This window comes from Leptospira borgpetersenii serovar Javanica (assembly GCF_003046425.1).
GTDB classification, from domain to species: Bacteria; Spirochaetota; Leptospiria; order Leptospirales; family Leptospiraceae; genus Leptospira; species Leptospira borgpetersenii.
Genome location: NZ_QAJG01000005.1, coordinates 127282 through 145773 on the forward strand (window position 1 = coordinate 127282; position 18492 = coordinate 145773).

An 18492-nucleotide genomic window follows, 5' to 3' on the forward strand; every position below is an offset into this window, starting at 1 on the left:
AATCGGTCGAATCGAAAAAAAAATGATAGAAAATGAAAAAATTCGAAGGTAGAAAAACGGATTGCCGATGTTAAACAAGCGTGGATTTTAGTCCCGATTTTCGTAGGGGGAAAAATGGCATCGCCTGTTTTGGGAGAATTTTTAGGAACTTTCGTTTTCATACTTTTGGGTAACGGAGTTGTGGCCGGAGTTTTACTCGAAAGAAGCAAATCCAAAGATGGGGGTTGGATCGTAATCACCGCCGGTTGGGCTTTTGCGATAATGATCGGAGTTTTCACTTCGAACGCGTTCGGAAGTTCGGACGCCCATCTCAATCCCGCGGTAACACTCGCGTTTGCCGTCAAAACCGGAGATTATTCCAAATTAGCGTCGTATATCCGGCACAAGTCGCGGGAGCTTTTTTCGGAGCGGTTTTCAATTATTTACACTACTTTCCTCACTGGAAAGAAACAAAGGATCAAGGAAAAATCCTCGCGGTATTTTCCACTGAACCGGCAATTTCGCATATCGTGTATAATTTTTTCAGCGAATTCTTAGGCACCTTCTTACTCATTCTCGGAATCGTTTCCATTTTCTCTCCTACAATGCAGGATTTAAACGTACATTTCGGAACGTTTCTCGTGGGAATTCTCGTTTGGAGCATCGGACTTTCCATGGGAGGAACCACGGGTTGCGCAATCAATCCCGCAAGAGATCTCGGACCGAGGCTCGCTCATTTCATTTTGCCGATCTCCGGTAAAGGTCCCTCGAATTGGAAATACGCGTGGTTGCCTATAATCGCCCCTCTGAGTGGCGGCGCTTGCGCCGGTTTTTTACTCGGATATTTGAAAGTTTAAAAAAGGACCGTTCCTTTTCTTGAATATGAATTTCATCAATGACATGAAAAAAAACTTTTCAAAATTCAATCCGGGCGTTCCCGCATCGGAACTTTCAAGAATTAAAATATTCTAATGTTATCGCGATGCGGTCGGGCTACTTCGGGTTCGGGCATTCGCCCTCATCCCTTCGGGACAAACCCTGCGTATCCCTAACGCGTATCGATTCGTGATTTGCAGCGATATTTAAAAAAGTGGTATCAATCGAAAAAACCGGGAAATGTAAAAAAAGCGGAACCTGAATTTTTCCCTTTGGTCAAAGTTCTATACAATGGAGGAATCCAATGAAAAAAATTTTTAAAGTTTCCGGTCTGATTCTTTTAGTCCTGGGACTGCTGGCAGGAGGCTGCAGACATTACAGGTCTCCCGAAAAAAGAGCCGAGTTCGTCGTTAAAAAAATCACTTCGGAATTGGATTTGAACGATTCTCAGAAGAAAGAACTTCATCGTATTAAAGACGAGGTCCTGTCTAAGAGAAAAGAGCTTAAACTACAAGGACCGAGAATTCCGTCAGAAGTACTTGCCGAGTTTCGTCAGCCAACTTTAGACGAGAAAAAAATCAATAAGTCGTTCGAACTGGAAATGAATAAGATGAGCGAGATGAGAACTTTTATGACGAAAAAAGCAATCGAGTTTCATACGATTCTCACTCCCGAACAAAGAAATAAACTAGTGGATTTGATTACAGAGTTTCAACAAAAACACCGTCATCATGATGACTGAATCCGAATTTACGGAAATTGTAAGTTCCACTCGGGAAATTGTCCTCTCTGCGATAGAAAAAAATCTCGCAGAGAGGTTTTCCTATGCCATCGACGACGTAGCTCAGGAAACTTATTTTCGAGCGTACAAAGCCCTCAAAAAGGATCAATTTCGCCAAGAATCAAAGTTGAGCACTTGGTTATATACGATCGCAAGAAACGAATCCTTAAGAATGAACGACAAACTTAGAAAAGAGGAAGAGCGCGCGGAGAAATTGACCAAGTCCAAAAAAGAAGAAGACTTCCTCATAAGCCATACGGACTTAAATGAAAATTCGAAACGATTGAACTCCCAGGAAATGATCGGAACGTTACGCGCACTCTTAGTTAAAATTCCGGATAAATATAGAAAGGTTCTCGAGTTTTATCTTGCGGGATATTCCGAAAGTCAAATCGCGGAGACGATGGGAGTAAAACCGGGAACAGTTAAATCGAGAGCATTTCGAGGAAAAGAAATGATAAAACGAGTCGGAATCAAGGAGAAATTTTATGAAAAATAATCGTACTTTTTCCCTGAAAGAAGAAATCCGAAAAAGAAAAAAAGACAGGAATTGGGTGAGGGATATTTCTTCGAACGTAATTCGCAGAGATAAAAAAGAAACGAAAAACAAACGTATGTTAGGCGCTTCTCTCGTTCTATTCATAGGCCTAAGCGCATACGTCGATTTTTGGGCCCAGGATTTGGATCTTAGAAATCAGGATCTTTTAAGTATAGGAATATTCGAGGAATTGGAAAACGCTCTGGATAAATAAAAATCCATTTCTTCTCTATTTGATCGTTTTCGATTATAAAGGAGTGTGTCAGATAACCGGTCCGTCTAAATGGGAAGTTCTATAACGAAAAACCCTATAGGTTAAAAAAAATAGAATCATTAATCCGAAAAAGAAAAAACCTCGAATGATCCAAGTGGAAACGGGAGGTTCTCCGATCGAATAACCGAAATTTTCATTCTCACGCTCTTCTTGAATTACGGATCCGATTTGAAATACAGATTCTGAAAAAGTTTTTTCAAAGTCGAACTCCGGATAAAAGGCATAAGGATTGCCGTAATAAATTCTTAAATTTTGAATCGAATCCGAATCATCTTCCAAGTTGAGAGGGAATATAATTTCTTCTTGAAGGATAAAAATTTCCATCTTTTCCAGAGTCAGCGGATCGTCGTCTCCGTCAAAAATTTCTATTTTCAATTCGGAAGAAATCGGTTTATGAAAAACTAAATTCGTGTCCGATGATCCATTCGATTTACGGAATATCTTTCCGCCCCCCAGTCGTTCAAATTCTTTGGAGGAATTTTTAAAGAATACGTTCAATTTTCTTTCGAACTTCTTTTCTTTGATAAATAACATCGCTCTATGAATCGGGACTTTCATAGGATTTCTAAAATAGAATACGCTCGATCTCGTATCCGAATTAAAACCGGATTCTAAATCGGTTTTTTCCACGGTTTTTTTGAACTCCATTCTTTCGGGAACGGATTCGTAAATAACTTTAGTAAATTCTAAATTTATGTTGGAAGCGTTTTGATCAACTTCGATTCGAACGTATGTTTCGTCTTCTGTGGCGGTAAACTCGATTTTGTCTGCCAAGTTTCCTTCCTGATAATTATAAATCGTAAACTCGGAATCAAATCTCCAATTTTCAGGATTTACTCCCAAATAAATTTTTCCCTTAATCTCGTATTCTCCCGGCGCTTTTACGACAATGGATTTGTATTTCGTTTTAGTAGGGATTTTCGGAAGTTTTAAGACGTAAGTATACATGTCGGACTCCCCTTTTTCCTGAAAAAGAAGACTTGGTTTTTTTTCCCCGCCCTTATCGGATGCTCCCATTACCTTTCTGGAGATAAAAGGAATCGTGCGACCGTTATGAACAATCCTTCTATCGTTGATTCCGGAATGCCTAACGACGTCCTCGTCCAATTTTATTTTTCCGTAATATACGTTTTCTTCTTCTCCGACATTGCCGGCTTTATCGGGAAGTTTCGGAATCCTGATTTCCTTATAATATCTATATCCTTTTGTGTTGATTTCCTCCGCATTCAAAGGGAAAGCGAATATCGCCGACAAAAGCAGGAGTAGTAAACCCGAAGTTTTTTGGTAGTCCATGAGTTTTTCTCTAAACTTTTGATAAAATAGGCTCACTAGTATAAAACTCACTCCTAGAGTAAATCCGGCGACAATTCTAACGATCATACTCATCGTCCATATATCGTAAAAATATAATTTTCCCACCAGTACAATCGCAATCACAATTCCGGCGATCCTGAAGGATTTAAAGGAATATCTAAATCCTATAAATAGAAATACAGAAGAGTAAAAGGCAAAAACATAAGAATATGCTAAATTTCTGTAATGTTCGTCATAAACAGTGTGATAAACGTCCATCAGAGTTCCTAAAATCAAAGTGAATATTCCCATATAGATAAATCCTCGATGGAACCGGAAAAAATCCCCGTTTTTTTGAATATAGTATGTTCCGAAAAGAAACAAGGAAGAAAGTAAGTATAAAGCGAACCGTTCGTTTAACAAAAATAAACGACTTACGTCGTCCATCGGATTAAAAAAATATAATTTAACCAAAGCCGAGATCCAAAAACCGGTCGAAACGTATCGGAGATGTGTGTTTCCGTATTTTGAACTCAAAAAAGAGACTACGCCCGCAAAAATAATCCAGGAAAAAGTAAGCCAACTTTCTTCCGAAAAATCCAAAAGAGCCACAAAGGTGAACCCCAAAAGAAGATACAAATGAATCGTTTCGAATATTTCAAGTCGCGACGGATAAAAGAAGCCCGATTTTTTTCGACTTAACAAAATCCATAACGAAAAAAGAACGGCGCCGAACAATATAAAATGGGAACCGAATTTCGGATAAGTTTCCTCTATTTGCACATACCCCATAAGTCCGAAACACAAAGAATTTAAAACGAGAAATATAGGATAAAATATCCAATTCCACCGGGGAAACACTCCGCCCGAATTTTCGTTTTTTTGTACAAGTTTCGGAAACAGGAAACCCTTTCCATAAACGAACAAAAAATACGTAATATTGATAAACAAAAATGGAACGAGAAACCCGCTTTGTTGCATATTATTCATCGCCCAGAAAAGATACAATACGAAGTTCGCAACCAATAGAAAAAAGGAAGATACAATCCAGGTCGTTTTTCTAGAAATTAAAAAAAGCAGTATATTCAAAAAAACTAAATATCCAAATAAAAATCGGTAAGAGTTTTCCCCTGTCGAAATCAATATCGGGGATAAAATAGAACCGATCAGCGCAAAGATATACAAAATTTCCTTACGGATCCAATAAGCTAACCCGGAAGAGAATACGCTTAACAAAGAAAGATATAAAAAAGTCTCCGAAAGAGAAAAGAAATCGTAGTAATAATATCCGCCGAATAAACTGAGATAGACGATTGAAAATCCGGCTCCCAAAACCGATTCCGGTAAAATCCGAAATTTTTTCCGGGCCAATTGAATACCTGCAAGACAAACTCCGAAGCCCGTCGACAAACCGACCAAAACCCGAACGGATTCGTTTACCCAACGATTGTCAAAGGCGTATTTTATAAACCATGAAGACGCAAGCAGTATGGAAAGTAACCCGAGTTTTCCCAAAAAATTTCCGCCTAAAAAAAGCTCCCAATTTCTTTTTTTAAGGGGAGTTTCCGAAGGGGTCGAATCTGTCGGCGAGAACTCTTTCGATTCCGGAATCGTTTGTTCGGTTGAGATCTCTTTTCTGAGAGATGCGATCTCCGCCTCTAGCTCGTCCAAACGCTTTCGTATTTTGTTTAAGTCCAAGGAAGCCCTGCTATATTGAATGGCCGATTTTCCTCACGTTCTTAAGATTGAAAAGGAAAAATTCAATCCGGTTGAAGTTGTTTGAATTTTAATCGGAAAGAAAACAACTTGTCGACAAAAGGTATGGATGAACAGAAGATCCGCCTCAAACACGATCACAACATGATTCGTAATTTTCTCAAAAGCAAAGAAAGAATCGTATCTACCAACGCAGGTCCCAATTTCACGAGAGTTCAGCATAACAAATGCGAATATGTAAGGATCTGTAGAACTCCCTAAAAAAAATCCAAAATTATGCTCCGTTGGATTCCTGCTGAGAACCGTTTTCGGTGAGGAAGAAAATTTTCCTCGCAATAGGAGTATGAAGAATGAAAAACTTAGCGCATATCGTTTTGGACGGAAATCTCACCTCCGATCCGGAAATTAAAACCTTAAACAGCGGAAAGAATGTAGCCACTTTCACTCTGGCGGTCAACCACGACTATAAATCCACACCGGAAGAACCAGGCGAGGTTTCCTTTGTAGACATCGAATTATGGGACCGCCAAGCCATAAACGCGCACGAATATCTCAAAAAAGGAAAAAAAGCGACCGTGATCGGCGAACTTCGTCAGGATCGATGGAAGTCGCAGGATGGAAGTAATAGAAGCAAACTAAAAGTAGTCGGATATACGATTCGGTTCGACGGTTTGCCTGGAAGAAAGGAACGGGAAGCAGCTTAAAGGGAATGGAAATCTGCAACGCGATCCTCATCCGTTGGGATAAAACTATAACCAGGAAGCGTTGCAGAAAGTCGAATGGGGATTTTTTTCATCTTTTTCAAAATAAGAAGGTGAAAACAGACTTTTCCTCCTATAGACAAAGCCGTAGGATTTGATTGGACCGAAGACGGATTTTTAAAACTTTGGTTTTATGAGTTCCTACATTCCAAAAACGTCATGAGTTCCCGCAAGATCACAATCCTAAAAGTTCAAGAATCGACTCGGTCGATTGCGTCCCTCTCTCAAATCTCAGAAGAAGAATTACCTCGGTATCGAAATGGCCTTCCCAAAGGATTTAGAGAAGAAGTGGATTGCGACGAGGATACGATTTTATTTCTGCATCCGGATTTTCCACCTTTGAATTTTGAAAAAATACGAGAACTCTTAATACTTCCCACAAACGAAATGATTCCTATCGTAGCGATCGATGCTCAAAATCAGATTCTCATGCAGGCATTTGGAAATGAAGAAAGCCAAAGGCTGACTTTACAAACCGGTTACGCACATTATTTCAGCCGATCCAGAAACCGGCTCTGGAAAAAAGGGGATACTTCGGGACATACGCAAAAAATTCTTCAAATCTTGTCCCCACTCAACCAGTCTTTTTTGATCTATCAAGTGGAGCAAAAAATTGCGGCGTGCCATGAAGGATACTACAGTTGTTTTTTTAGGGAAAGAATGCCAGGGGGCGAATGGAATCTGTTGCCGGTTTCGAGAAATTTTCTTCCAGAAAAGAACTGAAATCGTACTCTGTCCCTAGATCTTCTTTGAAAGTTATTGAAGGAAATAAATTGGATTTATGAATATTAAGAAATTTTTGATTTTCTCCTGTCTACTAATCGCAGTTTTTCTTTTGATTGCCGTTACAACGTTTTTTATCGTGGACGAACTCAAAGGAGGCGCTGTCGGATCCGGACAGACCAAGATGGATCTACTCATCGAATCCGGAAATACTCCCGGAAAGATCGTGGAAACTCTCTCCACTCACGGAATGATCAAATCCTCCAAGTATTTTCTTTATCTGGTTCGTTTTACGAGAAGTGCCGGAAAGATCAAACAAGGTCTTTACGAGATCAACGATGGAATGGACTCCAGAAAAATTCTTCAGGTAATCACAGAAGGGAAGGTAAAACTCGTAACCTTTACGATTCCGGAAGGATATAACAATCGCCAGATCGGTGATCTTCTGGTTTCCAAAAAGATCATCCCGAAGCGCCAAGACTTCTTACTTGCCGCGAGCAAACCCGAACTTTTGAGAGAATTCAACATTCCTTCGACTTCCGCCGAAGGATATCTTTTTCCGGAAACGTACAGTATTCCGATCAACTATCCGGTCGATAAAATCGTTCGAATGATGATCAAAAGATTTTACGTTCGAATCGCAAAGATCGAAAAAGCGAAAAATCTTTCTCCCTCCGAACTTCATAAATTCGTAATTCTCGGTTCCGTCGTAGAGCGTGAGGCAAAAAGGAACGAGGAAAGACCTCTGATGGCAGGAGTTTTCAACAACCGTTTAAAACGAGATATGCCTTTGGAATCTTGTGCCACAATTCAATATCTTTTTGATAAACCGCACAGTAGGATTTTCGAGAAGGATCTCAAAATCGTATCTCCGTATAACACTTATTTAAATAAAGGATTTCCTCCCGGACCGATTTCCAATCCGGGCTTTCCCGCTTTGGAAGCGGCATTTTATCCAAAGGAAACCGAGTACCTCTTTTTTCTCTTAAAAGGAGACGGTTATCATTATTTCGCGAAATCCCTCAAAGAACATTTGGAAGCAAAAAAGAAGTATATAGACGTACTCTACGATTAATAGAAACGAGACGGCTTGAGTTTAACAAAAATGTAGGGCTCACGATAAAGATCGTTAGAAAATCCATAAATCGCCGATTTGTGGGAATTCCTACGTTCCATTACGAACTTATGAAATAATCGTGCTGATTTCTTTTGACGTTTTAAGACAGTCTCTTACTGCTCTCTATCAAATCGAAGTACCGTAAACTTTTATTGTAAAAGCCCTGCTTCAGCACAAAATTCGGGCGTTTTATTTTATAGTTCTTGAGTAGAAACAACTCAATCAAAGCCCGAAAAAATTTTCTGTACAGAAAACGGATCATAGAATCGAATTTCAAAATAAGAACGATCGATTCCGCCTATATCCGGTCGTTTTTTTAATTTTTTCAATTAGGAAAAATCATATGGCCACTCCGGATTTAGAAATCAAAAACGTAACAAAGGAATTAATGGAAGTTCAAAAGGCTCTGAACGTTTTTCGGGAAAAACAGAAAAATCGGGAATCCATTGACGAAGCAGCCGTGGAATTCGTCACTAAAGCGGACTTAGTCATCCAAAGAGCCGAAAAAAATGAGATTTTTTTAACCGACGACCAAAAAAGAAGGATTAGAAGTAATCTTCTTAAAATCCGCGCTTCTTTAGAATCTGTCCTCAATCTGCAGAGCGACCCTTGAAGCAAGTATCATGTAACGCTCCTCCCTATGGATCGCGTTTCAGACTGAGTCTCACGTTAAGGGTAGTTTGCAATGAATTTGGAAAGTAAAGGTCCAGAATACTTTACTCGTTGAATTGGAATCGTAAAAACCTAAAACGCACATTTTTTCAAGTGTTCTGACAAGAACGAGGCTTTTTACTTGCAAAAAGTATGATTTTCTGATAGAGAACCCCCGGACCAGCCATCTCGCTTTGCAACCCTTAGGGAACAATGCGGCTTTAGTTCCTCCACCGGCCTTCTCTTCTTGACTCCGTCGAATCAAGAACATCATACTCGGAACTGTCTTATGTTCAAGAATCATACGAATCTACGGATCGCGTTGATTTCACAAATACTTTGTGAGCTCCTCATTACGCTCCGCTATTCGGAGAATGAAACGCTCCCTATGGGTCGCGTTGATTTCACAAATACTTTGTGAGTTCCTCATTACGCTCCGCTATTCGGAGAATGAAACGCTCCCTATGGGTCGCGTTGATTTCACAAATACTTTGTGAGTTCCTCATTACGCTCCGCTATTCGGAGAATGAAACGCTCCCTATGGGTCGCGTTGATTTCACAAATACTTTGTGAGTTCCTCATTACGCTCCGCTATTCGGAGAATGAAACGCTCCCTATGGGTCGCGTTGATTTCACAAATACTTTGTGAGCTCCTTATTACGCTCCGCTATTCGGAGAATGAAACGGCTCCCTATGGGTCGCGTTTCAGGTCGTTCGACAGATTTTGGATAAATTATTAGCTAACCTGCTTAAAAATTTCACTTTATACTTTAAAATTTTTCCGACCGAAACTCCCTTTTTTAAAAAACTCTATGGTGTGTTGAAAAAAATCTTTTTCTAAATCGTTTTTGACATCCTTAGGCCTCTAAAAATAGCATATCCCCTAAGTGGCAAATATTGAAGTAGGTGTGATCGCTGCAGCGGGCAAAGGAACGCGGGCCTATCCCAGAACGACATACATTCCCAAACCCTTATTCGAATTTCAGGGAAAAACGATCCTTGAACGAAACGTCGAGCTGATGCAGAGTACGTTCCGTGTTAAAAAAATTTATATTATAGTCGGCCACCTCAAAGAAATGGTACTTTCCGAAATCGAAAAAATTCGGAAAAATCATCGGGATGTAGAAATTATACCTTCCCCTTGGACCACTAAGGGCCTTGCAAGCGATATCGCAAGTTTGGAACCGCAGATTCATTCTCCATTTATCACGATTCTCGGAGACGAATTCTACTTCTATCCGGATCATAAAAAGTTCATACAGACACTCCGAAAACATCCAAAACTCATCGCCTCGATCGGAGTCCAAAAAACTTCTCTTCTTTCCAGAATCCGAAAAAATTATTCCGTGGAATTACAAGGGGATCGAATCTTGGAACTCGTGGAAAAACCTTCCGACCCTCCGAACAATCTCCTCGGTCTGGGAAGCTATCTTTTTACTCCCCCTTATTTCGAATATTTTAAACAAACTCCTCCTTCGGTCAAAAATGGAATCATCGAAATCACGGATGTAATCGATCTGATGGCAAAAAAAAGCCGCAAGGTTTTCGCGACAGAACTCAACGTGGAATATTTCAATATCAATTCCATGCAAGACTACCACCATGCGGTTTATGAGATCCGAAACGAGGAATTCGCACGTTTTAAAACTACGTTGATCGTTCCCACAAAAAACAACGAAAGATCCATCGCGGATGTGATCGTGGATTTCCGGGGAAAGGTGGACGAAATTTTGATCGTAGACTCCGGCTCCACGGATAAAACATTAGAAATTACTAAAAAAGAAAAAGCGAAAGTTATTTCCTGTAAAACCGAAGGGGACGAGGATCACTTCGGAAAACAGATTCGGGAAGGGATCCGGGCCGCATCCGGAGATATCGCGATCATCATAACCCCCGACGGATCATATCGTTCTAAGGATTATCCGAAACTTTTGGAATATCTCAAGGACTCCGATATGGTAATCGGGACCCGAACCACAAGGCAGATGATCGAACAAGGCTCCAACTTACTTCCCGGAGTCCGTGTGGCCAATCTGATACTCGGAAAACTCATCGAGATTTTTTGGTGGGGAATGGAGCCGCGCTTTACGGACGCGATGTGTTCTTACTTTGCGATCTGGAAAGATTCTTACTCTAAAATCGAACCGGATCTAGAGATGAATGACCGGAGAGTCATTCCTGAACTGATGATGGAAACCGTTCGTTCATACATGCGTTGTATTGAAATTCCGATTTCCTATTATCGCCCGATCGAGTCCGTTCCCAAAAACATGACCCGAGAGTTCCTTTCAATCGTTCGTTTGATGCTGAAGAAAAAATGGCTCGGAATCTAATTTAGAATTTTATAATTATACAATATTAAAAAGGGATATTTATGGCAAAAAAAGTTTTAGTGACGGGCGGGTGCGGATTTCTGGGCTCCCACGTTTGTGAAACGTTTCGTAAACAAGGTTGGGACGTTGTCAGCTACGACAGTATGACCAAATACGAGTTGAAAAGAACCGGATACGGTACCGAAGCTACTCGAGAATATAATTGGAATTTTTTAAAAGATCTCGGTGTTACGATGGTGAAAGGGGATATCAGAAACCTTGAGCATCTTGCGGATCGTACGGAAGGTTGCGATTTTATCGTTCATACTGCGGCACAACCCGCGATGACGATTTCCTGGGAAGATCCCGAACTCGACTTTACCACAAATGCATTGGGAACTTTTAATGTTTTGGAAGTCGCCCGTAAACGGAATATTCCGGTCGTTAATACGAGTTCCATACATGTATACGGAAATTCAATCAACGACACGCTTAAAGAAGGAGCCACATCCTACGAAAGAAACCCGGCAGCGATCGGAGAAGATCAACCCGTGATGGTGGGGGAAATTTCCCCGCTTCACGCTTCTAAGATGAGTGCGGAACACTACGTAAAAACGTACGTGGATATATATAAGTTGAAGGCAGCAACGTTTCGTTTTACGGGGATTTACGGCGAACGCCAGTTTGGCGGAGAAGATCATGGCTGGGTGGCGAACTTTGCGATTCGTTCCGTGTTCGATTGGCCTTTGCGGATTTTCGGAACTGGTAAACAAGCACGCGATATCCTTTATGCCGCGGACGGAGCTGAGAGTTATCTCCGATGGTTCGAGAATCCAACTCCGGGAGTTTTTAACATCGGCGGCGGTCCCGAACACAAGATTTCTTTATTAGAATGTATTCATCTGATCGGAGATATACTCGGTAAAAAACAGGAAATCGTATTTGACGTAGAAAGACCGGGAGATATGCGTTATTTTATCTGCGATATTACCAAGGCGAAAAAATTCGGATTCAACCCTAAATTCAAACCGAGAGAAGGTGTGGAAAGATTGATTCACTGGATCCAAGCGGATAAATCCGTATTCGAAGTCAAAAAATGAAAAATCTCGTCGTCATTCCCGCTTACAACGAGGAGAAAACGATTCGCGAAGTTGTCGAACGGGCGTTGACGTATTCGGACGTTCTCGTTGTCGACGACGCTTCCAAGGATAAAACTCCCGAAATTCTAAAAGTGTTGATTCGTGAATATCCGAAGAGATTGTTTACGATCCGTCACGAAAAGAACACTCATATTCCCGGAGGAATCCAGGACGGAATGAAATTCGCGGTCGAAAAAAAATACGATTCGGTCGTGACCATGGATGCGGGCCTTTCCCACGATCCGAATAAACTTCCCGAATTCATCAAAGTGGAAGCTGACCTAGTAATCGGAAGTCGTATAACGACGGTCGGGGTTCCATTTTACAGAAAACTAATATCTTTTATAGCCGCAAAGGTGATGAATTATTGCATTTCTCCGGGTTTGTTCGACGTATTCGGCTATCGATTGCGGGATTGCACTTCCGGATATAGAAAGTATTCTAAAAAAGCGTTCACTTGGATTGCTCAAACTGAATTGGAATCGATCGCGTTTGATTTTCACATGGAAGCCCTTTCGATCGTGGCTAAAAATCAAGGAACGATTCGGGAAATCGGAATTCACTACGTGTTTTCCAACTCCTCTTTCAATCGAAGGGTTTTAAAACAAGCGATTCAGTTTGCGCTAAAGTTATTAAAAAGAAAACTTGGTCTCGACGGCTAAAAATATGCAAAAAATTGAATCTTTATTTCGAAAAGTCGATTCTCCCCTAAAAGGCCTGATTGTTCTCGTTTCGTTATACGGCTTCGTAACACTCGCACTTTGGTCCCGTTACGAGTGGAATCCTTCCGCGATGGTGAATTTCGGAGAGGAATTCGTCAAAAAGAACGAAGCGGAAACTCCAAACGGAGCAATCGCATTTCAGGGAAAAGAAGGAGACCTTGGCGCCGGTTACGACGGCCAAATCTTTTACTATTATTCCAGATCAATCTCCAATCTGAGTCTAAAATGGCCGGAGGGATTCGACGCTACATACAGGGCTCCTAGAATCGGTTATCCGTTACTAATTTCTCTCTGGGGAATTTTCGGTAAATGGGGAAACATCGCAGGGATGTATGTCTTGAGTATTTCGCTGCTTTATCTTTCTTATTTGGCTCTTCGTGTTTTATTAAACGACAAGTCCCATTGGGCGATTTTATATCTCATTTCTCCGTTTACTTTGGCGAGTTATTCCGTTCTTGTGAGCGATACGATCATGGTTTCGTTGATCGTGCTTGCAATTTATTTTTACGAGAAGGAAAATTACGCCCTATTCTATGTTCTTTCCGGTCTCTCTTTGGTTACGAAAGAACCAGCGTTATTCTATCTTTTATCTTTAGGGCTTGCGGCTTTATCCCGTAAGGACGTGAAGAAAATGTTGATCGTCGGCTCCACGTTGATCGTTCCTTTACTTTGGCAAACTTATCTCAAATATACCCTACCTGGTTGGACTCCGACAAGACTTGCGGTTTTTATGATTCCCTTCGAGGGGATTTATAAATATCTAATGGAGTTGGGCACGAGTTTTACCGGCAGCGGAGGAATCAAACAGATCGTTCGATCCTTTTCCAAATTTCCTCTCGTGCTCCAGTTTCTGACGATGTTTTTGATCCCTTTTACGGGATCTTGGAAGAAGGGAACTTTTTATAAAATCGGTTTTTCTTTGGTGATCCTAATGATCGCTATCGCCAATCACTACCACTTCTGGTCCGAATACATCAATACGATTCGCCTTTTTACATTTTCGATCCCCTTATATCTTTTTATCAAAGCAGAAGACGAAGAAATGATCGATCGGCCTTTCTTGATTTTATTCGGTTTGAATTTGATTTTGATTTTGGCGAGACTTACGATTTTGTACAAAGTTCAGAATTATGTTGTGAGATAGACCGAGAATTCGTCTTTGACATAAGTTCTCGGGAATAGAATCTAAATTCCAACTTCAAAACAAACGATGTATCAATCTCCATCGTTTTCCATTACGATCGTATCGGCTGTTGAATTTTTTCGTTTTTAGGCGATTCGAAAGGTACATATCTTCGAGATATACGTAATCTTGTCTGCATATTCAAGCGAAACCTTCATCTTCGTACCGCATCTTATCCCAATTCGCACCTAATTATTTATATTTTTTGTATATTCTTATTTTTGAATTTATCTCATAATGCATCGTAACATTTACGAACTCAACGTCGCATTCCGAGGATAGAATCCATTTCGACTTTTTTGAATAACTTCCGGTTGTCCACAACTAATGTGAATTCGATATAAGGTTCTGTCCCAAAAATGGGACAGAACCTTGCAGCTTAATCTTTCTGACAAAGCAGAAAACTAAAGCGCGTTCGCTCCCTAAGGGTCCGCTCGGGTAACTAAAGCGTCTCGCTTTTATTGGCGCTCGACGGGATTTAGGGACACGCTGTAAAAAAGTTTGGGCGAATCCAGCCTTTGTAAGCAAAGGCTGGACCGCGCTTTAACTCAGTGTTTCTCCCTAAACTCAGTGAAACGGCTTCCTTAGGGGCGCCGTTTCAAGTCAAAACATATAATCGCTTTCGCATTTGTTACACCAAACTCGCGCTATTTATAAACAGACTTTTTATACGTGGTAATTCAATTGGAGTTTTTTTGAGTTTCTTGTAGAAGATACGAGGAATCTACATTTGAAAAAGATTCATTTAATAATTCTTGCAAATGTTCGCTATAGTCCAACCGCTCCCACAAGACGGCAATTCTGGTTCTTTCAAAGCTTAAGATCGAGAGAGAATAATCCATAACACCGATAGAACGATTCGCGGAAATTGCCGTTTTCACATCCATTGTGCTTTGGAAATCTTTTGAACTACACGAAAGAATGCCGAATTTTTCAAGCTTTAATTCCGGCAACGGAAATAGAATCGAAGAACTGTAAGGATCGATTTGCAGAGACATGTTCCTCGGCCAAGAGGAATGTTCAGTATTCAACAAGGTTCTTTTTTTGAAATTAGCGCTTTCACGAATTCTACAGATTTCTTTTAGTAATTCCTGAAATTGTAAGTCCAATTGATTTCTATCTTCATCCGCATAAATTCCGTGAGCGCTTTGAATGGCCAATACTCTATTCTTTTGTACAATCTCGGTGATTACTTGTAGATGTGTTTCCAACCTTTGTAAAAAGCTACGCGCTTCCGCAATTTGAGTAAATGAAACATCCTTTTCCGAAACGCGTTTTTCCATAAGGGAACAGGAAATATAACCCGCGTTAATCAGAATCATAGAGCAAAAAAATCGAGCAAATCGATTTATAACACGAGTCATGCCAGACTTTTCGGTGATTTACCCAATTCTCTTAAATGAAACAATTATTTTTTCCAATTTTATTTCTCTTTAAACTCCAACAGTATCCTATCCGTCTTGACTTTTCCGGCTCGCTTGTAATTAGCAATAATCACTCCACTTGGTGTAACAGAACTGTCTATTAATGTAAATGCCACCGGAATGGTCCCATCATCAAACAAACGTTTACCCATACCAAGCGTAACGGGAAATATTTTAAGCCATAGCTCATCCACTAAATCATTCTTAAGTAGCAGTTGAACAAGTTTGCCACTACCCCAAACTTGAATGTCAGAACCTTCTGAACTTTTGAGCTTTTCGATATCTGCCAAACTTTCGAGGAATACTGAGTTTTTCCAATCTGACTTTTTCATAGTCTTGGACATGACATATTTTGTGCCATCATTGATGCCCGGCCAAAAGTCTGCATGTTCAGGCCAGTAATCGGCCCAAATATCAAATGTTTCTCTGCCCAAAAGATAATCCGCAGGTTTCATCTGTTTTTCCATGACCTTACCAGAAACTTCGTCAAAATACGGCGCAGTCCAACCGCCATACTTGAAGCCACCTGACGTATCCTCCTCAGGTCCACCAGGCGCTTGCATGACTCCATCTAACGTAATGAATGATAAAACAATTATTCTTCTCATATGATTTCACCTCTTCTAATAATTTATAAAAACTTCGAATGAAGATCAATTAATAACAAAATAAATTATCTTACATCGCCTCCCTTCATAAAAAGGAAAGATAATATAGATATTATTTAAAAACAAGCAACAATATCTTTCTCCAACATGCAACTCTTACTCAAAAGTATATAAAAAAGTACGAATATTTTGCACTGAAATAGGGTTTTGTAATAAAAATTTATGGCACTCAATTTTATAGAGATCAGTAGCACGTTTCGCCCAATATGATGCCGGACGATCCTAAAAACCTGGCTGGATATGTCATATAATACAAATGTCTTCTCGACGTTACGTCTCCGAATACATATACACAAAGAAGTTGACATGAGGCCTTGAGCAAACTTTAGCGAGAACCGTGAATGGCGAGCAAGAGAAGAGTTGTAATGAAACGCTTTGGTCCAAGACGAGGCTAAAGCCAATTTTCTATTTTTAAATTTGGAATCCTTTTAAACTCTTTTTCATTATTAGTAACTAAAATTCCATTTGAGCTTAGAACAACCGAAGCGACTAACAAATCATTTGGTCCAATAGGAATTCCTTGAATTTCTAAACCACTACGAACTTCCGCATAAATTTCTGACTCTATATCATTAAATCCGATAATTTCGAATGGGTCCAAAAAACTTAATACGATTTCCCTATTCTTTTTTTGATCGTTACTTTTAAATGCGCCTAAAAGTAACTCAGCTTTAACCACTGAAGGTATTTTAATGCGATTTGGATTTAACTTTCTAATATTCTTCTCTATATTTTCACCTTTACCTTTTAAGAAATAAATACATATATTTGTATCGAGAAAGTAATTCACAATTTCTCCCTTTTCGAATCAATTGTAAATTTTAACTTTTTAGGTTCAGAAAACGATTCGTCTTTAATGGAACCAAAAAGACTAAAATAATCTTCAGGCCAGTTTTTATCTAGAGAACTTTGTATTTTTACTCTAACCCATTGGGAAATAGAAATCTTTTCTTTCTTAGCGGCAGTTTCGATCTTTTTTAAAGTATCTTGATCAAGATATAACGAAACTTGAGGCATATCACTCAATCCTCCATCAAACAAGTATATAGGCAAGTATAATCTTTGTCAAGATAGTAAAAATACAAAAGGAGATCTTAATTTCCCGTTTTAAGACGAACTTTACAATTACACCGAACGAAGTAAGTCTTCTCGACGTTACGTCTCCGAATACATATACACAAAGAAGCTGACTGAGGCCTTGAGCAAACTTTAGCGAGCGATAAAGAAAATGTGCGGTTGAGTCCAAGCGGAAACCGGAGAAACGAACACAGTAAGAAGCCGAAGTTAGTCGATATGCACTACTCAACCAATCGATAATTTCCAGATTCAATTTTTTTCGCGGGACCCTCTTTAAAATTATCTTTTTTAGAAATAAAAATTTTTGGTGGGTTATCTCTGCTAATATGGATTTTTACCTTTCTCGGCGGCGTTCCATGATTTTTATCAGTTTTATTTATTGTCTAATACTTTATTATGAAAATCTGAAAGAACGTATGAAAGTAATATAATTTCGTTTCTGAGGCCCCAATATCCCAGCATTTTTAATTAAAATCAAGTCCGCTTTATGGTTACTATCTAAATTTAAAATAGCAAAAACCCTTTTATTTTTCCTAAATTTGCTCCAAATCGGAATACTCAAAATAGATTGGTTACCATTAAAAAGCTCTTTTTGCTTCTTAGTTAATGAATTAATCGGATCTTTTAAATTTGAATCTGCAGAATCATAAACTACATGTCGACCTGTTTTCCAAGATATTCCACAAGCACCTTTTCCTTTATACCATTTCATTTGAAGTTCTCTTTCACTATATAACAAATCGTCCGGAAAGTTAGAATAAAAGTATATCTTCATGTAGTTTTTTCTTAAAATCCCTCCTTGAGTTAAAAGCATTAGAGTTGTTGAAAAACTAATTCTCTGTCCGTTTCTGCTTTGTTGAAATGGATGTTTGAAGCGGTTTTGTTAATTCGAATCATGGAATTTTTCAACAACTCTATTATATTCATACGAAAGGAAGGGATTTCTGCATCTCCACCACGATGAATTTTAATATAATGAACATACTTTTCCACTACTTGACTAAAACTCAGAGTCACTGTTGTCCTAATTTCATCGATGTCAGATTGATTGGTAAAAGAAGACTTAGTAAGTAGAACTTTGTATATAAGATATATCTAATTCATTGCGGCTCGGGGCGCATATGCGCGAAGGATTGACTGAGGTTCGAGTAATCATTAGTGAACGTAGTTACGTCCCGCAAGCCGAGTGATAAAACGAATGTGCGACCCCGGAAGTTATGCGTTCCTTGCCTACCACCCAAAACACACTTTGTGGAAA

The 18492-nt window shown here is 39.6% G+C and carries 17 protein-coding genes and 1 pseudogene; 12 read left to right on the forward strand and 6 right to left on the reverse strand.

Features of this window, described 5'->3' with window-relative positions:
* Positions 1 to 114 precede the first annotated feature (114 nt).
* The 4 genes and pseudogenes from CLV95_RS05555 to CLV95_RS05570 all read left to right on the forward strand — a co-directional run bounded on the left by CLV95_RS05555 (position 115) and on the right by CLV95_RS05570 (position 2388).
* Positions 115 to 836 (forward strand): annotated as a pseudogene (locus CLV95_RS05555) (MIP/aquaporin family protein).
* Positions 837 to 1159: 323 nt separating this feature from the next.
* A complete protein-coding gene (locus CLV95_RS05560; protein WP_002729508.1) occupies positions 1160 to 1597 on the forward strand; it encodes a Spy/CpxP family protein refolding chaperone in 438 nt (145 codons plus the stop codon).
* Positions 1587 to 2135, forward strand: a complete 549-nt coding sequence (locus CLV95_RS05565) for an RNA polymerase sigma factor (RefSeq protein ID WP_002734287.1) — start codon at positions 1587 to 1589, stop codon at positions 2133 to 2135. Before CLV95_RS05560 ends, CLV95_RS05565 begins: the two co-directional genes overlap by 11 nt.
* On the forward strand, positions 2125 to 2388 hold the full coding sequence (locus tag CLV95_RS05570) for a hypothetical protein (RefSeq protein WP_002729490.1): 264 nt from the start codon (positions 2125 to 2127) through the stop codon (positions 2386 to 2388). Before CLV95_RS05565 ends, CLV95_RS05570 begins: the two co-directional genes overlap by 11 nt.
* 48 nt (positions 2389 to 2436) lie before the next feature.
* Here CLV95_RS05570 and CLV95_RS05575 read toward each other — a convergent pair whose 3' ends face one another.
* Positions 2437 to 5439 carry a DUF2339 domain-containing protein gene (locus CLV95_RS05575; RefSeq protein WP_026054887.1) on the reverse strand — a complete coding sequence of 1001 codons (3003 nt, stop codon included), beginning with the start codon at positions 5437 to 5439 and terminating at the stop codon, positions 2437 to 2439.
* Positions 5440 to 5807: 368 nt separating this feature from the next.
* Between CLV95_RS05575 and CLV95_RS05585 the strand changes: the two genes are divergently transcribed.
* The 8 genes from CLV95_RS05585 (at position 5808) to CLV95_RS05620 (ending at position 14026) form a co-directional block, all read left to right on the forward strand.
* Positions 5808 to 6161 (forward strand): single-stranded DNA-binding protein, encoded by a 354-nt coding sequence (locus CLV95_RS05585; protein WP_002729454.1) that lies wholly within the window; start codon positions 5808 to 5810, stop codon positions 6159 to 6161.
* A gap of 216 nt (positions 6162 to 6377) precedes the next feature.
* Positions 6378 to 6941 carry a phosphoribosyl-AMP cyclohydrolase gene (locus CLV95_RS05590; RefSeq protein ID WP_002733987.1) on the forward strand — a complete coding sequence of 188 codons (564 nt, stop codon included), beginning with the start codon at positions 6378 to 6380 and terminating at the stop codon, positions 6939 to 6941.
* 58 nt (positions 6942 to 6999) lie between these two features.
* On the forward strand, positions 7000 to 8016 hold the full coding sequence (mltG, locus tag CLV95_RS05595; RefSeq protein ID WP_002729465.1) for an endolytic transglycosylase MltG: 1017 nt from the start codon (positions 7000 to 7002) through the stop codon (positions 8014 to 8016).
* A gap of 385 nt (positions 8017 to 8401) precedes the next feature.
* The gene (locus tag CLV95_RS05600; protein ID WP_002729492.1) at positions 8402 to 8671 is read left to right on the forward strand and encodes a hypothetical protein; all 270 of its coding nucleotides are present in this window, start codon (positions 8402 to 8404) and stop codon (positions 8669 to 8671) included.
* 946 nt (positions 8672 to 9617) lie between these two features.
* The gene (locus tag CLV95_RS05605) at positions 9618 to 11042 is read left to right on the forward strand and encodes a sugar phosphate nucleotidyltransferase (RefSeq protein WP_002729513.1); all 1425 of its coding nucleotides are present in this window, start codon (positions 9618 to 9620) and stop codon (positions 11040 to 11042) included.
* A gap of 41 nt (positions 11043 to 11083) precedes the next feature.
* Complete coding sequence (locus CLV95_RS05610; RefSeq protein ID WP_002729504.1) at positions 11084 to 12121, forward strand: NAD-dependent epimerase/dehydratase family protein; 1038 nt, start codon at positions 11084 to 11086, stop codon at positions 12119 to 12121.
* On the forward strand, positions 12118 to 12822 hold the full coding sequence (locus CLV95_RS05615; RefSeq protein ID WP_002729510.1) for a glycosyltransferase family 2 protein: 705 nt from the start codon (positions 12118 to 12120) through the stop codon (positions 12820 to 12822). Before CLV95_RS05610 ends, CLV95_RS05615 begins: the two co-directional genes overlap by 4 nt.
* A 4-nt stretch (positions 12823 to 12826) precedes the next feature.
* The gene (locus CLV95_RS05620) at positions 12827 to 14026 is read left to right on the forward strand and encodes an AZOBR_p60025 family cell surface glycopolymer formation protein (protein ID WP_002729485.1); all 1200 of its coding nucleotides are present in this window, start codon (positions 12827 to 12829) and stop codon (positions 14024 to 14026) included.
* 719 nt (positions 14027 to 14745) lie between these two features.
* On the opposite strand, the gene CLV95_RS05625 is transcribed toward CLV95_RS05620, so the two are convergent.
* The 5 genes from CLV95_RS05625 to CLV95_RS05650 form a co-directional block, all read right to left on the reverse strand.
* Complete coding sequence (locus CLV95_RS05625; RefSeq protein WP_011670816.1) at positions 14746 to 15429, reverse strand: flagellin N-terminal helical domain-containing protein; 684 nt, start codon at positions 15427 to 15429, stop codon at positions 14746 to 14748.
* A gap of 59 nt (positions 15430 to 15488) precedes the next feature.
* Complete coding sequence (locus CLV95_RS05630) at positions 15489 to 16097, reverse strand: dihydrofolate reductase family protein (RefSeq protein WP_002734233.1); 609 nt, start codon at positions 16095 to 16097, stop codon at positions 15489 to 15491.
* A gap of 451 nt (positions 16098 to 16548) precedes the next feature.
* Positions 16549 to 16947 (reverse strand): type II toxin-antitoxin system tRNA(fMet)-specific endonuclease VapC, encoded by a 399-nt coding sequence (gene vapC / locus CLV95_RS05640; protein ID WP_002734031.1) that lies wholly within the window; start codon positions 16945 to 16947, stop codon positions 16549 to 16551.
* Positions 16944 to 17174, reverse strand: coding sequence for a ribbon-helix-helix domain-containing protein (locus CLV95_RS05645; RefSeq protein ID WP_002733962.1), 231 nt, complete (start codon positions 17172 to 17174; stop codon positions 16944 to 16946). The genes vapC and CLV95_RS05645 overlap by 4 nt, the downstream gene beginning before the upstream one ends.
* Before the next feature lie 454 nt (positions 17175 to 17628).
* Positions 17629 to 17946 (reverse strand): hypothetical protein, encoded by a 318-nt coding sequence (locus tag CLV95_RS05650; protein WP_228003530.1) that lies wholly within the window; start codon positions 17944 to 17946, stop codon positions 17629 to 17631.
* Positions 17947 to 18492 lie beyond the last annotated feature (546 nt).

Excerpts from the sequence above, each read along its gene's own strand:
- CLV95_RS05560 (WP_002729508.1), top strand. The coding sequence starts at position 1,160 with ATGAAAAAAATTTTTAAAGTTTCCGGTCTGATTCTTTTAGTCCTGGGA.
- CLV95_RS05565 (WP_002734287.1), top strand. The coding sequence starts at position 1,587 with ATGATGACTGAATCCGAATTTACGGAAATTGTAAGTTCCACTCGGGAA.
- CLV95_RS05570 (WP_002729490.1), top strand. The coding sequence starts at position 2,125 with ATGAAAAATAATCGTACTTTTTCCCTGAAAGAAGAAATCCGAAAAAGA.
- CLV95_RS05585 (WP_002729454.1), top strand. The coding sequence starts at position 5,808 with ATGAAAAACTTAGCGCATATCGTTTTGGACGGAAATCTCACCTCCGAT.
- CLV95_RS05590 (WP_002733987.1), top strand. The coding sequence starts at position 6,378 with ATGAGTTCCCGCAAGATCACAATCCTAAAAGTTCAAGAATCGACTCGG.
- mltG (WP_002729465.1), top strand. The coding sequence starts at position 7,000 with ATGAATATTAAGAAATTTTTGATTTTCTCCTGTCTACTAATCGCAGTT.
- CLV95_RS05600 (WP_002729492.1), top strand. The coding sequence starts at position 8,402 with ATGGCCACTCCGGATTTAGAAATCAAAAACGTAACAAAGGAATTAATG.
- CLV95_RS05610 (WP_002729504.1), top strand. The coding sequence starts at position 11,084 with ATGGCAAAAAAAGTTTTAGTGACGGGCGGGTGCGGATTTCTGGGCTCC.
- CLV95_RS05615 (WP_002729510.1), top strand. The coding sequence starts at position 12,118 with ATGAAAAATCTCGTCGTCATTCCCGCTTACAACGAGGAGAAAACGATT.
- CLV95_RS05620 (WP_002729485.1), top strand. The coding sequence starts at position 12,827 with ATGCAAAAAATTGAATCTTTATTTCGAAAAGTCGATTCTCCCCTAAAA.
- CLV95_RS05625 (WP_011670816.1), bottom strand. The coding sequence starts at position 15,429 with ATGACTCGTGTTATAAATCGATTTGCTCGATTTTTTTGCTCTATGATT.
- CLV95_RS05630 (WP_002734233.1), bottom strand. The coding sequence starts at position 16,097 with ATGAGAAGAATAATTGTTTTATCATTCATTACGTTAGATGGAGTCATG.
- CLV95_RS05645 (WP_002733962.1), bottom strand. The coding sequence starts at position 17,174 with ATGCCTCAAGTTTCGTTATATCTTGATCAAGATACTTTAAAAAAGATC.
- CLV95_RS05650 (WP_228003530.1), bottom strand. The coding sequence starts at position 17,946 with ATGAAATGGTATAAAGGAAAAGGTGCTTGTGGAATATCTTGGAAAACA.